Source organism: Ruminococcus sp. YRD2003 (assembly GCA_900109435.1).
GTDB lineage: Bacteria > Bacillota > Clostridia > Oscillospirales > Ruminococcaceae > Ruminococcus > Ruminococcus flavefaciens_G.
In genome coordinates, this window is record FNZT01000008.1 from 119,102 (window position 1) to 132,772 (window position 13,671).

Below are 13,671 nucleotides of genomic sequence, written 5' to 3' on the forward strand. Positions count from 1 at the left end.
TATCAGAGACTAAGATCGCCAAGAGGGTCACTTCCTCCGAATTTGTTGTTATTATACTCAAGGAGCTGCGCAAGAACATTGGCAGCCTTTGCATTCTGAGCTGCATTGATAAGCACCTGGAACTGTTTCTGATTGAATTTGTCGAGTATTTCAGTTATATCCGATTCATCATTGTTTATCATAGCTTCTGCGATTTTGTTCAGGATCTTTTCCTGCATCTCAGGATAATCTGACAGGCACTCGAAGTATTCAATATTTCTGGCAAAAAAAGCAACTGCATAGCCGATAAAATGATCAATGTCATCATCGTTATAATAGCATTCAATGACCGGAAACATAAGGTCAGAAAAGTTCCTGAACCTGTCAGTGCCATATATCTCCGCAGTGATCTCCGAGAGCTGTTTTCTCAGATCAAGCAGTGGCTCAACTTTAGTGGTATTTTCATAGCCGTCGGAATAGCAGACCTCACCTAATGCCTCGTAACAGTAGTTGGTATACGGCTTAATATCCCCTTTTATTATGATATCCACTATGCCATTGATGAGATTGAGCGTTGCCTCCTTTTTTCGGGGGAACAATCTGCTGGTAATAAAATCAAAGGGAGCGTAATCAAGCATGTCCTTTGCTTCTAAGATATCAATAGTGTAGGTTTTGCCCTTATGGATAAAGTTCAGGATATTGACAGAGGTAGTCTTGATGTCAATATGCTGCCCCTTGGAATAATTGATTGTCAGCTCCTTTATCGCTGTTTTGACAGTTATTCTTTTTGTTCCTTCTGGTATGATAATAGTACTGCTGCCGGGCGCTATATATTCCACAGCCCCCGATTTTTCACTCAAAACTATGCCGTTTTCAAAGCGATATTTAGAGTCTTTTGCGGTGAATGTGATCGTTTCGAGTTTTTTACAGCCGTCAAAGCATTCATCAAAATTGATGACCTGATTTCCAGGCATAGTAACGCTTGTCAGCTTTTTGCAGTTCTTGAATAGCTTGTTGCCGATACTTTTTACAGTTGCAGGAATCACTATCTCAGTAAGGGCTGAACATTCAGCAAATGCGCTGTCCTCGATTTCCGCAGTTCCCTCACTGATATTCACTTCCTTCAGCTTGGTGCATCCCATAAAAGCACTCGCTCCAATTGTCGTCACAGAAGATGGGATAGTCACAGCTTTAAGTGAAGTACATCCTCTGAATGCTTCCTTGCCGATGCTTTCCGTGCCCTCGGAAATGACCACCTCGGCAAGACCTGTGCAGTCCTTGAACACCTGTCCTGTCAGCTTTTTAAGGCTACCGGAAAGCAAAAGCTTTTTCACCTTCACCGACAGGAATGCTCCCTTGTCGATGTTCGTTACATTATCGGGCAGTATGATCTCCTTAAAATCGTTGCCTGACAGACCTTTGAGACGTCCGCTTTGTATATTGAAAACGTCCGTAGGTGTATCGGCAGCCTTTTTCGAGGTCTTGGCAGCCTTTTTCGGTGCTGTCTCCTTTGCTCCGTCAAGAGAGTTCCTCAGTTCTGTGATGATATCCTTGATTTTTGCGATATTCTTCCTGTTTTTGGCATAATCCTCAATCTTGACGAGCTTTCGTTCATCTATAAGACCTGTCGAAGCCAGGACTTTAAATGCATCAGCATTTTTTTCGTCAATTAGAGTCTCGGCAAGCTTGGAAATGGCTGTCTTGAATTTCTTCTCTATGGTCTCATTTCTTGTATAGATATACTGATACATCAGCAGCTTGTTTTTCAATCCTGTGCTGGACACTTTTTCCGCAGCGTCGCCCTTTTGCACAGCATCTATCACCTTTGCAAAATCGCTTTCCCTTAATGGCGCACCAAAATCCACAGGCATCGTGCTGCCGTCCGGAAGAATGATATTGAGCTTGCTGACAGAGCATTCGGTGATCGCATATTCACCGATATCAGCCAATGGCAGAGTCATAGAAGTCAGATCACTGCAATAACCGAAAGCACATCTTCCTATTTTAGTAATGCTGTCAGGAATTTTGACAGACTTCAGATCGTCACACTCTCTGAAAGCTTCATCTCCTATTGCTGCTGTGCCGTCCGGGATAGTTACGGAAGCAGCCTTACCCTGATACCTGATAAGATTTCCGCCTAAGATAACGAAATCACCGGTATTATCTTTAAACCATTTTGTGTCTTTTATTTGGGGATAACTGAGCGCTGTATAAGTTCTGGAGACATTTATTGTTTCTATACCTTCGCCCCCCTCAAAAGATAGTTCATCTATTTTTGTCACACTGTCAGGTATAGTGAGCGACTTCAGTCCTTTGCAGCCTTTAAAAGCCCATGCACCTATTGATACCACACCGTCCGGAATTTCAGCAGAAGCTGCCTTCCCCTTATACCTGAGCAGCCTTTTGCCTAAAATAACAAAATCATCTTTTTTATGGTATTCAGCCCATTTTGTTTTTTCTATATGGTAGTAATTAATGGCTGTAGAATTATCTGAGACATTAATTGTTTCGATGTTTGGACAATTCTCGAAAGCACTGCCAGGTATCCATTTCACACCGTCGGGTACTGTGACAGAAGAAAGGCTTGTACAGTTGCTAAAAGCAAAATTACCGATCCTTGTTACACTGTCGGGTATCGTGACCGAGGTCAGGCTCGTGCAGTCCATAAAAGCATAATTGTCGATCTCTGTCACACTGTCAGGTATTGTGATCGAGGTAAGGCTTGTGCACTCAGCGAAAGCAGCACCTCTTATAAATCTCACACCGTCCGGTATCGTGACCTCGGTAACTCCCGGTTCACTCGTATACTTTAAAAGTCCGCCTAAATTGATATTGAATCCCATAATAAATCCTCCTGCTGGTATTTCTGTCTTATATTTTATCACTGTCCACCGGCAATGTCAATATATTTCTATAGCAATTCGCAGAAATCTTATAAACACAATACAAAAGTTGAACACTGTTGCGCTAAAAGTGTTGTCAAATGCGGCACAGAAATCACTCCTGTTAGATTTCAGGTTTCACTTCAAGCTTACAGCAATTCTTGAAAGCATCGCTGCCGATTGAAGTCAATGTGCTGGAAACAATTATTTCACCAAGGCTGGAGCAAAACGCAAATGCCTCGTCACCAATTACCCTGACACTTTCCGGTAGTGTGACCTTTGTTAGATCATAGCACATATAAAATGCTCTGCTGCCAATTTCCTGAACGCCGTCCGGGACTGTATATTCAGCGGCTTTATGCTCACTTGGAAAGCGTATAAGCTTTTTGCATTTTTTATCAAAAAGCACTACGTCAACAGAGGTAAAAAACTTGTTCTTTTCATCGATAGTAATGCTCTTCAACGAGGAAAGATCCAATGCCCCCGGACATATATCCGCAACACTGGAGGGGATAATGACTTTCTCAGCAAAACCAATGCTTTTTATTCCCACAACGCCCTTTGGAATGTCAATCTCCTTGCGGTTGTGGACTGAACCGCAGAAATAACCGCGTTTAATGTTATAAACCCTGTCATTATATTTTATGTTCTTATTGCTTCCGATAATTTCATACTTGCTGAAAAGCTCCGGCGAGCGCATACCGTCAGTCATTCCCTCATATTTATATCTGGCAGCATCGTTATTCTTTATGCCGGAGATAACATCCGAAAGCTCAGACTCTTTTTCCTCGCTAAGCTCCGGAAGATAGTGGTACAGTTTATTTGTAATCAGCTCATTTACAGTCAGATAGTATCCACGGCACTCCTCGTCAATGTTGACTACATAGGATACACAACGTGGTGCGAGATCGAATCTATGCATCCGTAGATCACGGTCTGGGAGACTGTTACGCCCTATTTTGAAAAACGTAATATCCATCTCTATGTGAACCGCTGCGGATTCCATATCGTTGAGTATTTCAATGACCATCACTGTGCGCCGGATGATAAAGACGGTGAATTATTTGATATGTTCCGCTTTGAAAGAATTCTGCCGTCCACACCTGAATCCATACAGGCACAGATCAGGCGCATTACATATTATGAGGATATGATGCAGCAGGCAGAAAGCGGTTCCGTTTATCAGCTGAAAGCATTATCCGAGTATTACAGCAGCGACGCATGGAAACGAGACTATGCAGCCGATGAAGCCGGACTGCTCCCGAAAGACCTGAAACGCGGTGTTCTTTCTGAAGATGGTATCTATGCTCTGCCGGAAGAGTAAATGATGGAATACTTGGAATTAGATGTAATAAACAAAAAGGGCTGCTGATACCGTGTGAACAATATCACGCGATACCAGCAGTCCTTATTATTATATTTACTTTTCCACGCTGACAATCACTCCGGACTTGAAACGGATTTCAAGAATGTATATCATATGACTTTATAACCGCCAGTTTCTGATACTTTGGAAGAACTACAATTGATATTGCTGACAGGCAGCACCACGCTTGATTCCAAAGTATACGGAGCTTCCGAACATGGACGCTGAAAACAAATCAGCATTTTGTTAAGCAGGATGGTAAATGGCTTTTGACAGATAAGTAACCATTTCGCACAAACCGTTACCTAAGTAACCATTCCAAAGGAACTGCCCATTGTTTTTTCGGGAGTTATCTGCTAAAATAGAATTAACGGAACGACAGTTACCTAAAACCAAGGGAGGAACTACTATGAACACTATCGTTATTTTCTTTTCAAGAGCCGATGAGAACTACTTCGGCGGTTCTATGAAGTATGTAGAGGTCGGCAACACCGAGATCGCAGTCGGACATATTACGGAGCTTACAGGCTTTGACAGCTTCAAGCTCGAAATGGTGCAGCCCTATTCCGCAGACTACATGACCTGCATCGAAGAAGCAAAGGCACATCTCAGAGAAAACGCACGTCCTGAGCTGAAAGATATGCCCGATGTAACACACTACAACAATATCATTCTTGCTTATCCGAACTACTGGGAAACTGCTCCCATGGCGGTGTTCACGTTCCTTGAAAGCACCGATCTTTCGGGCAAGACAATCTATCCGCTCTGCACCAACGAGGGCAGCGGACTCGGCAAGAGCGTTTCGGATATAAAGAAGTACGCAAATGTCGGTGAGGGACTTTCCCTGACCGGCAGTGGAGTTAAAAATGCAAAGCCGCAGATCGAAAAGTGGCTTAAAAATAACGGACTTATCTGAGGAGGTATTACTATGCAGACTTACATCACTTTGAATGACGGTACGAAGATCCCGCAGTTCGGACTTGGCGTTTATCAGGTCCCCGAGGGTGAAGCAACATACAACGCAGTGCTTGATGCACTGAAAATGGGTGTCCGCCACATCGACACGGCTCACGCTTATCAGAACGAGAGAAGCGTCGGCAAGGCTGTGAAGGACAGCGGTGTTCCCCGTGAGGAAGTGTGGATCACAACAAAGCTCTGGCCCCACGAATACGGTGAGGGCAAGACTTCCACAGCTATCGACAAGATGCTTGAAAGGCTCGGCACGGACTACATTGATCTTCTTCTCCTGCATCAGCAGTTCGGTGATTATCTCGGTGCGTGGAAGGACATGGAAAAGGCTGTGAAAGCAGGCAAGGTGAAGTCGATCGGTATCAGCAATTTTGAAAGCGAACGCCTTGAGGAACTCTGCGAAGCTGCCACGATCAAGCCGTCTGTGCTGCAAGTGGAGTGCCACCCTTACTATCAGCAGAACGCACTGAAAAAGCGTATCGAGAAGTACGGCACAGTTATCGAAAGCTGGTATCCCATCGGTCACGGTGACAAGGGACTTATCAATGAGAACGTGTTCACGAAACTGGCTCAGAAATACGGCAAGAGCAACGTGCAGATCATCTTGCGCTGGCATATCCAGGAAGGAACTATTGTATTTCCGAGAACTACAAATCCGCAGCACATGAAGGAGAATTTCGAGATATTCGACTGTGAGCTGACAGCCGATGAAATGGCTGAGATCAGAGCACTGGACTGCGGAAAGCGCTTCTTCAATATGACGCTTGAACAGCAGGAAGCAAACCTCGGAGCGTGGCATCCTGCGGACTAAGGCTTGAAAGAAAAGGCACTCTGTGGTATAATGTAACCACAGTTACTTTACCATAGAATGTATAGGAGGACTATTATGATACTGACAGGCAGTGAAGATCTGAGAGTTCGCAGGACGATAGATTCTATAAAGAGCGTATTCGAGCAGATGATATGCGAAATGGATTACGGCAAGATCAGGGTGACGGAACTTTGCAGCCGTGCCATGATAAACAAGAAACCATTTTATGTCTACTACCCCACTCTTGACGATCTGCTTGCCGAGATACAGACGGAGTATTCTGCGGAATACATCGAGCGTATCAAGGACTACAAGCTGCCTGATGAGCTTGACAAGGTAAACCGTGAATTCTTCCTTTTTTCAGAGGAAAAGGGACTTGCCTATGAGAAGATCACCTGCGCAGGCAATGAGTCCTACCACTATATCCGCAGCGGTATGATAAAAAAGGTCACTACCGCAGGCTGGAGCACTTCAAAAAAATACGGCGCGCTTCCAGAATATCAGCAGACCATGCTGATGAACTTCGTCAATAATTCTGTTCTCGGCATTTACAGGCAGTGGATAGAAGAAGGCAAACAACAGTCAGTTGAGGAGATCATCGAGACCACAAACAGGCTTGTGCTTGGCGGTGTGAAAGGATTTTTCAGACAGGAGTAAAAAATATGGAATACGAAAACGGCTATGTATATGAACTTATGGACAAGGGCGGTCCGACTAAAGTGACTGAGCCTTACTTCAAGGAAGCAGTTGATGAAATGATGCGGGCGAGAACGCTGTGCGCAAAGGCAAATGCAGTTCTTCCCGATGATCCGTCCTATGTGGGCTATCTGGAGGAGCTGTTCGGTCGCAAGCTCGACGATGTCAGGATACTCACACCGTTCACCTGTGATTTCGGAAACCGCGTGACATTCGGAAAGGGTGTATTTATCAATCACTCTGCGATTCTTTCAGCGTCGGGCGGTATCGAGTTTGAGGACGGTGTTATGGCTGCTCCGGGGCTGCGTATCGCAACGATAAATCACGATATGTACGACCGCCACACCACCTACACCTATGGCAAGGTGCTTGTGAAAAAGAATGCCTAGCTCGGTATGGGCTGTACGATCTGTCCCGGCGTGACTATCGGAAAATACGCTGTTGTTGCGGCAGGGGCAGTTGTCACAAAGGACGTTCCCGATTATGCGGTAGTCGGCGGTGTACCTGCAAAGGTCATCAAGAGGCTTGATCCTGAGCAGATGAAAGACTGAGGAGTGATATGTATGAAGCATAAGATAGCAGTTATTTTATCTGCACTGTTCATGGCTCTGACCATGACTGCCTGCGGCAGCGGAGAGCCTGCATCTGCTCCGAGCGTTGCTGACAGCGACAAGGCAGCAGTGCAGGAAAAGCTGACCAAACAGGACAGCAAAACCGATGAAACAAAAGCCGATGATAAGCAGTCCGATAACAGCACTGTTACAACTCAGACTGAGACAGAAGCTCCGACAGACAGTGACGGCAAAAATATCCTTGTTGCATACTTTTCCCGTGCCGATGAGAATTACAATGTCGGTACGATAGACAAGGGCAATACACAGATCGTTGCAGAGTATATCGCAGATGAGGTCGGTGCGGACAGCTTTCATATCGAGACAGTCACGCCCTATCCTACGGACTATGATGACTGCTGCGATGTTGCAAAGCAGGAGCTTGCTGACAAAGCACGTCCCGAACTGAGCAGAACTGTTGATAATATGGAGCAATATGACATTGTATTCCTCGGCTACCCGATTTGGTGGGGCGATATGCCGATGGCAGTTTATACCTTTATGGACAGCTATGACTTTTCCGACAAGGTGGTTATCCCGTTCAACACCCATGAAGGCAGCGGTGAATCGGGAACATACTCTGCTATTGCAAGCTATCTGCCGGATGCTCAGGTACTTGACGGTATGGCAATACAGGGGCAGACGGCGCAGGAGTTCAGTTCCGATACACAGCAGTCTGTCAGTGACTGGCTTGACGGACTGGGATTCTGACATGAAGATGAAGATAAAACAGCCGCTGACATACTGATGACAGCAGCTTTGCCTGTACTCATGTGCTATTCTATTTGGAGAAACGGCACATGAAGTGATCGGCATTGCTATGTTCTGTTTGTTCATTTTACACCATATCCTGAATTTCGGCTGGATAAAAACTCTGTTCAAGGGCAAGTATGACCTCTGTCGTATTGTGAATCCCCCGCATCATTGGAAAGCAGTGTTTTCTTTGATGAGGGGGATTTTTGCATATATGCGTAAAATAGGTTGCTTTTTCAGGTTTTCTATTGTATAATAGAGGTAAAAGATACATCAATGCAGCGATTTTGCTGCCAAAAAAACATTCGATTATTGTGCTGCAAATAGCCTATTTTACCGATATAGTATGATTATTAGAATTTTTCAGTCAACAAAATCGGCACCAAGCACGTTGAGTGCGTGGTATTGATGTCAAAATCCTTTGAAGATGAAAGGAATTGATTATGGCAAAAGGCATTATTTATATTATGGAAACTGTTGTTCCAGGACTGATTAAAATTGGTAAAACAGCTTCTAATCAATTTGAAAATAGGATGTATAACCTCGAACGAAACGGCTACAACAATGTTGTCGGATTAAAGCGGCGCTTTGCAATTGAAGTTGATGAATATGATGAAAAGGAAACCTTGCTTCACAGTTTGTTCGATAAAAGCCGCCTGCAAAATTCAGAATTATTCGCTGTTGACGTTGATTTGGTGATACAGCTTCTTACTTCTTTTGAGGGAAAACAAGTATATCCAGAAGATGTAACAAAAGCAGAGGTATTTGCTGAGGCTACTGAAAATAGACAAGAGAATATAGGGATGGCACTGATTCCTGATGGCATATATATTATGAAAGAAAATCGCCGTAGATTTGGCACTATTACAGCTAAAATGCGTGTTGAAAACGGTAAATTTATTGTTTTAAAAGGTAGTATATGTGCTCCTGTTACTGGCAATTGGTCACCTGCTGTTAGACGGGCTGCAATAATAGAAAACAATACTTTAATGGAAGACGTTGAATGCGACTCACCTTCAACCGCCGGTTGGATACCACTGGGAAAAGCAAACAATGGCTGGCTGGTGTGGAAAACTACATCCGGGAAACCAATTGATATGTTCAGAAATCAAATAGTTCAAGATAACTGAATAACTTCAAAATGAACCACTCGATTTAGGGGGCGTGAAACTGCTTTTTCCGATTTTCCAGTGTGTGGATTGAATGTCATAGTGAAAGACAGCGTAAAATCGTAGAAAACAGACTTCCCAAAAGTTGCGATTCGGGTGATTGTAAAATAGGGTTGAGTGTGGGGAAAGGTTGTCGAAAAAAGTATAAAGAACAGGAGTCAGAAAAAAATGCTTAGGCTTAGACCATTCAGAAAGAATGATGCAAAAACAATTATTACATGGACAAACAAAAAGGAAGAATTCTATAAGTGGTCAGCCGGAATTCTGGGTGAATATCCTGTTACTGAAAAACGCTTGCTTGAAGCAACATCAGGCAGAGAAGATAACGACAGGTATTTTCCGTTTACTGCTTTTGATGAAAATGGGCTTGTCGGCTTCTTTACTGCAAGAGTACGTCCTGAAGAAGATGATAAAAAGCTCCGTTTCGGATATGTGATTGTCAATCCTTCAAAAAGAGGAACGGGCTATGGAAAACAGATGATTACGCTCGGTTTGAAATTTGCATTTGAGATATATGGAGCTGATTCTGTCAGCCTTGGTGTCTTTGAAAACAACAAGCAGGCATATTATTGCTATAAAAGCGTAGGATTTGAAGAAAACGGAGTGCGGGAGGAATATAATCTGTGTGGTGAAACATGGATTGATATTGATTTGGAAATAAAAAAAGAGACATATTACGCAAAGGAAAAACAGCTTGACTGAATCACCAGTGATGCGGGGGTACAGAAAGGAACCGAAAAATGGGTAAAAAGTTTCATCTGAATGGCTATAGATATTCCAGACCGAATACAAACCGCAATAAAGAGGGCAATATCGTTTTGATCAGTGCGTTCTCTGTCGGTCCCGCTGAGGTACACCAATGGGGCTTAAATGCCTACGGACAGCCGTACAGACTGGATGACTATATCGATGAGGACTCAAGAACTGAAAACATTATCTCAAGAAGCGAGCTGGTAGGAGAGCTTCAGAGGCTTATCAGCCGCTGTCAGTCGGAAGGGTTTCCAGACTGGGCAGCAGCTTATCAAAATGCGCTCCTCTGGCTGAATAACCACTGATACAAATCCCCGCACCACCGAAATCGGTGATGCGGGGTGCTTTTACCTCAATCCTATATGCTTCCTCAGCTTCTCTCCGAGAAGCACTGCGACTGCAAGCTTCACAAAATCAAATGCAAGATACGGTACCACGCACATCATCAGTGCGCCGCCGAATGTCACCGCTTTGCCGCCAACCGAATATACGTGCATGAACCACAGCGTTCCAAAGATGTAGCATACTGCAAGTCCGACGATCAAAGCCGCGATGTTACGCACTATTCGTGCCTTGCCCTGTGCGGGGATGAGCTCCGCGAGCCAATATATCACTGCCGTGAATACAAAGCCGAGTATATATCCGCCCGTAAGTCCGAACAAGGCGCCGACTCCGCCTCTGAACTGCGAAAATACAGGGAGTCCGCACGCTCCGAGCAGCAAAAATGTCAGAATCGAGAATGTGCCGCACTTGCCGCCGAGAAGAATAAGCGAGAAGAACACTGCAAAGGTCTGCAAGGTGTAGACGATGCCCCACGGCGTGGGTATGCTTATCCATGAGCACACGATGAGAAGTACTGCCATAAGTGCGGTCAGTGTGAGCTGTTTGGTCGTAAATGCGCGATCCTTTGTCGTTTCGCGCGCTGTTGTTTCGTTCATAGTGTCGCCTCCTGAATGGTATGGTTACAGTATACCACATCCCGAGACCGATGTCAACCCTATTTCCACATTAGGGTGACATATATTTTTTATCTGACGATACCAACATATTTATAACCCGCTCCCGTGACCGCCTTTTTAAGCTGTTTTTCGTCTGCGGGAGCTCTCAGTTCAAGCTCTGCTCTGCCTGTTTTGTGGTCGGGGGCGGCTGTCTCTACGAATGCAAGTGACTCCAGCGCTGACTTAACGCGAGCTTCGCAGTGCTGACACATCATCCCCTTGACCGCAATCGTCATGCGCTCCGAACCGACCTCCGTGTCTGTGAGTTCAACGGCTGTTTTCAGGCGTTTGTCGTGCTTGGTGCTGTGGATGTCCACAAGGTTCAGACGCAGCGCGTTCGTCACAACAAAAAAGCTCGACAGGCTCATCGCTGCTGCTCCGAACATGGGATCGAGCTCCCAGCCGAACAGCGAGACATACGCTCCCGCAGCGAGCGGTATGCCTATGAAATTATAGAAAAACGCCCAGAACAGATTCTGCTTGATGTTGCGGAGCGTCGCACGGCTCAGACGTATTGCCGCGGGAACGTCGCGGAGACTGCTTTTCATCAGCACTACGTCTGCCGCGTCGATGGCGACGTCGGTGCCCGCTCCGATGGCTATGCCCATGTCCGCTCGCGTCAATGCGGGGGCGTCGTTTATGCCGTCTCCGACCATTACTACCCTGCCCTGCTTCTGCAATCCGCGTATCACCGCCTCTTTCCCGTTCGGGAGCACGCCCGCGATGACCTTATCTACGCCTGCCTGCCGTCCGACCGTGCGGGCTGTTTTTTCGTTGTCGCCCGTCAGCATCACTACCTTTATCCCCATATCCCGAAGCTCGCGGACTGCCTCGGCGCTGTCGGGCTTTATCACGTCGGCGACCGCTATTATTCCGAGAAGTTTGCCGTCCGCTGCAAACAGGAGCGGTGTTTTGCCCTGCTCTGCGAGGTCGTCTGCCGCGGTCTGAATTTCACTGCCGACCTCCGCAAACTCCCTGATATACCGCAGATTGCCGCCTGCGACCGTTCTGCCTCCTATCACCGCGCGAAGTCCGCTGCCTGCTACCGCCTCAAAATCGGCTGCTTCATATGTGGGGACTCCGCGTTCCTCGGCAAGCGATACGACTGCCTTTGCAAGCGGGTGTTCGCTCAGTTTTTCGAGAGAGTATGCTGTCCGCAAAAGCTCGGGCTCGTCTGTGCCGTCAGCACCGATAATATCCGTAACTACAGGCTCTCCTGCGGTTATTGTGCCTGTTTTGTCCAGTACGGCGACCTGCGCTCTGCCTGTCTCTTCAAGAGAAACTGCCGTCTTGAAAAGTATGCCTCCGCGCGCTCCTACGCCGTTTCCTACCATTATTGCGACAGGTGTGGCAAGTCCGAGAGCGCACGGACAGCTTATCACAAGGACCGATATCCCGCGTGCAAGTGCGTAACCGAAGCTCTGCCCGACAAACAGCCATATCGCTATTGTCACAAGCGCTATGAGTATGACCGCGGGCACAAATACTCCCGAGACTTTATCCGCTGTCTTGGCTATCGGTGCTTTCGTTGCCGCCGCGTCACTGACCGTCCTGATTATCTGCGCGAGGGTCGTATCTTCGCCGACACGCGCTGCCTCACACTTGATGAACCCAGACTGATTGACCGTCGCCGCGCTTACCCTGTCGCCTGCGGACTTGTCCACAGGTATGCTCTCGCCCGTCAGCGATGCCTCGTTGACTGCGCTCGTACCGTCGATGACTATGCCGTCTGCGGGGATGCTCTCTCCCGGACGGACAACGAAAATGTCTCCCTTGCGGACTTCTTCGGCAGGCACGGTCACTTCCGCGCCGTCCCTGATTACGCAGGCTGTTTTCGGGGCAAGCTTTATGAGGGACTTCAATGCGTCGGTGGTCCGCCCCTTTGACACCGATTCGAGCAGCTTGCCGACCGTGATGAGTGTCAGTATCATTGCTGCCGACTCGAAATAATAGCCATTCATCAGCTCCTTCGCGACTGTGATATCTCCGTCGGACTGCACGGCTATGACCTTGAAAAGAGTGTAGACGCTCCACGCGAATGACGCTCCCGAACCCATTGCTACAAGGGTGTCCATGTTCGGCGAGCGGTGGAGAACGCTGCGTGTGCCACTGATGAAGAAGCGCTGGTTCATGACCATTACTGCTGCCGCGAGAAGCAGCTCCGCAAGCCCGAGTGCTGCGGGAGAGCCGTCAAGGAATGCAGGCAGCGGGGCTCCGAACATGGTGTGCCCCATTGAAATGTACATCAGTATCAGCAGGAATATCAGCGACGCGGCAAGCCTGCTTATAAGTGCGGGTGTTTCACTGTCAGCAAGGACTCCCTCCGAGCGCGAAGTCTCGGGCTTTGCGCCTTTCAGCGATGCTCCGTAGCCCGCACGCTCGACTGCTGCGATTATCTCCTGCGGCGTGGCTGTTCCCTCTACGCCCATTGAATTCGTGAGCAGACTGACAGCACAGGAGGTCACGCCCTCCACGCTCCCGACTGCCTTCTCCACACGCGCAGAGCAGGCGGCGCAGCTCATGCCCGTGACGTTGTATTGTTCCATAGGATAGCTCCTTTGTTGTTAGTTTCTGCAAATATATTATACCACCTTTTTTCTGTTAATGCAAGTGCTCTCGGAAGGGTGTCCCTTCAGCCTGTTTCGTGGGTCACTGAGTTCAGAACGCAAGTTCGAGGCTCGGTAGCC

The 13,671-nt window shown here is 46.9% G+C and carries 14 protein-coding genes; 10 read left to right on the forward strand and 4 right to left on the reverse strand.

All coding sequences use genetic code 11. The features are described from left to right. Window positions 1–2: 2 nt before the first annotated feature. A complete protein-coding gene (locus BMX22_RS07805; protein ID WP_074741907.1) occupies window positions 3–2,822 on the reverse strand; it encodes a leucine-rich repeat domain-containing protein in 2,820 nt (939 codons plus the stop codon). 163 nt (window positions 2,823–2,985) lie between these two features. Continuing rightward, window positions 2,986–3,891 carry a leucine-rich repeat domain-containing protein gene (locus tag BMX22_RS16700; protein ID WP_074741908.1) on the reverse strand — a complete coding sequence of 302 codons (906 nt, stop codon included), beginning with the start codon at window positions 3,889–3,891 and terminating at the stop codon, window positions 2,986–2,988. A gap of 39 nt (window positions 3,892–3,930) precedes the next feature. On the opposite strand from BMX22_RS16700, the gene BMX22_RS16415 reads away from it, so the two are divergent. The 10 genes from BMX22_RS16415 (at window position 3,931) to BMX22_RS07855 (ending at window position 10,291) form a co-directional block, all read left to right on the forward strand. Beyond that, on the forward strand, window positions 3,931–4,185 hold the full coding sequence (locus BMX22_RS16415) for a DUF4298 domain-containing protein (RefSeq protein ID WP_074741909.1): 255 nt from the start codon (window positions 3,931–3,933) through the stop codon (window positions 4,183–4,185). A gap of 451 nt (window positions 4,186–4,636) precedes the next feature. Continuing rightward, window positions 4,637–5,143 (forward strand): flavodoxin, encoded by a 507-nt coding sequence (locus tag BMX22_RS07820; protein ID WP_074741910.1) that lies wholly within the window; start codon window positions 4,637–4,639, stop codon window positions 5,141–5,143. Window positions 5,144–5,155: 12 nt separating this feature from the next. Beyond that, window positions 5,156–6,007, forward strand: coding sequence for an aldo/keto reductase (locus BMX22_RS07825; RefSeq protein WP_074741911.1), 852 nt, complete (start codon window positions 5,156–5,158; stop codon window positions 6,005–6,007). Window positions 6,008–6,082: 75 nt separating this feature from the next. Further along, complete coding sequence (locus tag BMX22_RS07830) at window positions 6,083–6,664, forward strand: TetR/AcrR family transcriptional regulator (protein WP_074741912.1); 582 nt, start codon at window positions 6,083–6,085, stop codon at window positions 6,662–6,664. Between the two features lie 5 nt (window positions 6,665–6,669). After that, window positions 6,670–7,092, forward strand: coding sequence for a sugar O-acetyltransferase (locus BMX22_RS07835; protein WP_318259712.1), 423 nt, complete (start codon window positions 6,670–6,672; stop codon window positions 7,090–7,092). A 6-nt stretch (window positions 7,093–7,098) separates the two neighbouring features. After that, the gene (locus tag BMX22_RS16855; RefSeq protein WP_318259713.1) at window positions 7,099–7,254 is read left to right on the forward strand and encodes a hypothetical protein; all 156 of its coding nucleotides are present in this window, start codon (window positions 7,099–7,101) and stop codon (window positions 7,252–7,254) included. Between the two features lie 12 nt (window positions 7,255–7,266). Beyond that, window positions 7,267–8,025 (forward strand): flavodoxin, encoded by a 759-nt coding sequence (locus BMX22_RS07840; protein WP_074741913.1) that lies wholly within the window; start codon window positions 7,267–7,269, stop codon window positions 8,023–8,025. Window positions 8,026–8,510: 485 nt separating this feature from the next. Further along, entirely contained in the window at window positions 8,511–9,197 is a 687-nt protein-coding gene (locus BMX22_RS07845) for a GIY-YIG nuclease family protein (RefSeq protein ID WP_074741914.1), read from the forward strand. Window positions 9,198–9,404: 207 nt separating this feature from the next. Continuing rightward, on the forward strand, window positions 9,405–9,938 hold the full coding sequence (locus BMX22_RS07850; protein ID WP_074741915.1) for a GNAT family N-acetyltransferase: 534 nt from the start codon (window positions 9,405–9,407) through the stop codon (window positions 9,936–9,938). Window positions 9,939–9,976: 38 nt separating this feature from the next. Beyond that, window positions 9,977–10,291: a hypothetical protein gene (locus BMX22_RS07855; protein WP_074741916.1), complete on the forward strand. Its 315-nt coding sequence runs from the start codon at window positions 9,977–9,979 to the stop codon at window positions 10,289–10,291. A 42-nt stretch (window positions 10,292–10,333) separates the two neighbouring features. Here the strand turns inward: BMX22_RS07855 and BMX22_RS07860 are convergent, their stop codons facing one another. Beyond that, window positions 10,334–10,924: a biotin transporter BioY gene (locus tag BMX22_RS07860; protein WP_081349134.1), complete on the reverse strand. Its 591-nt coding sequence runs from the start codon at window positions 10,922–10,924 to the stop codon at window positions 10,334–10,336. 89 nt (window positions 10,925–11,013) lie between these two features. Further along, window positions 11,014–13,530 carry a heavy metal translocating P-type ATPase gene (locus BMX22_RS07865; RefSeq protein WP_074741917.1) on the reverse strand — a complete coding sequence of 839 codons (2,517 nt, stop codon included), beginning with the start codon at window positions 13,528–13,530 and terminating at the stop codon, window positions 11,014–11,016. Window positions 13,531–13,671 lie beyond the last annotated feature (141 nt).

Excerpts from the sequence above, each read along its gene's own strand:
- BMX22_RS07805 (WP_074741907.1), bottom strand. The coding sequence starts at position 2,822 with ATGGGATTCAATATCAATTTAGGCGGACTTTTAAAGTATACGAGTGAA.
- BMX22_RS16700 (WP_074741908.1), bottom strand. The coding sequence starts at position 3,891 with ATGGTCATTGAAATACTCAACGATATGGAATCCGCAGCGGTTCACATA.
- BMX22_RS16415 (WP_074741909.1), top strand. The coding sequence starts at position 3,931 with ATGTTCCGCTTTGAAAGAATTCTGCCGTCCACACCTGAATCCATACAG.
- BMX22_RS07820 (WP_074741910.1), top strand. The coding sequence starts at position 4,637 with ATGAACACTATCGTTATTTTCTTTTCAAGAGCCGATGAGAACTACTTC.
- BMX22_RS07825 (WP_074741911.1), top strand. The coding sequence starts at position 5,156 with ATGCAGACTTACATCACTTTGAATGACGGTACGAAGATCCCGCAGTTC.
- BMX22_RS07830 (WP_074741912.1), top strand. The coding sequence starts at position 6,083 with ATGATACTGACAGGCAGTGAAGATCTGAGAGTTCGCAGGACGATAGAT.
- BMX22_RS07835 (WP_318259712.1), top strand. The coding sequence starts at position 6,670 with ATGGAATACGAAAACGGCTATGTATATGAACTTATGGACAAGGGCGGT.
- BMX22_RS16855 (WP_318259713.1), top strand. The coding sequence starts at position 7,099 with ATGGGCTGTACGATCTGTCCCGGCGTGACTATCGGAAAATACGCTGTT.
- BMX22_RS07840 (WP_074741913.1), top strand. The coding sequence starts at position 7,267 with ATGAAGCATAAGATAGCAGTTATTTTATCTGCACTGTTCATGGCTCTG.
- BMX22_RS07845 (WP_074741914.1), top strand. The coding sequence starts at position 8,511 with ATGGCAAAAGGCATTATTTATATTATGGAAACTGTTGTTCCAGGACTG.
- BMX22_RS07850 (WP_074741915.1), top strand. The coding sequence starts at position 9,405 with ATGCTTAGGCTTAGACCATTCAGAAAGAATGATGCAAAAACAATTATT.
- BMX22_RS07855 (WP_074741916.1), top strand. The coding sequence starts at position 9,977 with ATGGGTAAAAAGTTTCATCTGAATGGCTATAGATATTCCAGACCGAAT.
- BMX22_RS07860 (WP_081349134.1), bottom strand. The coding sequence starts at position 10,924 with ATGAACGAAACAACAGCGCGCGAAACGACAAAGGATCGCGCATTTACG.
- BMX22_RS07865 (WP_074741917.1), bottom strand. The coding sequence starts at position 13,530 with ATGGAACAATACAACGTCACGGGCATGAGCTGCGCCGCCTGCTCTGCG.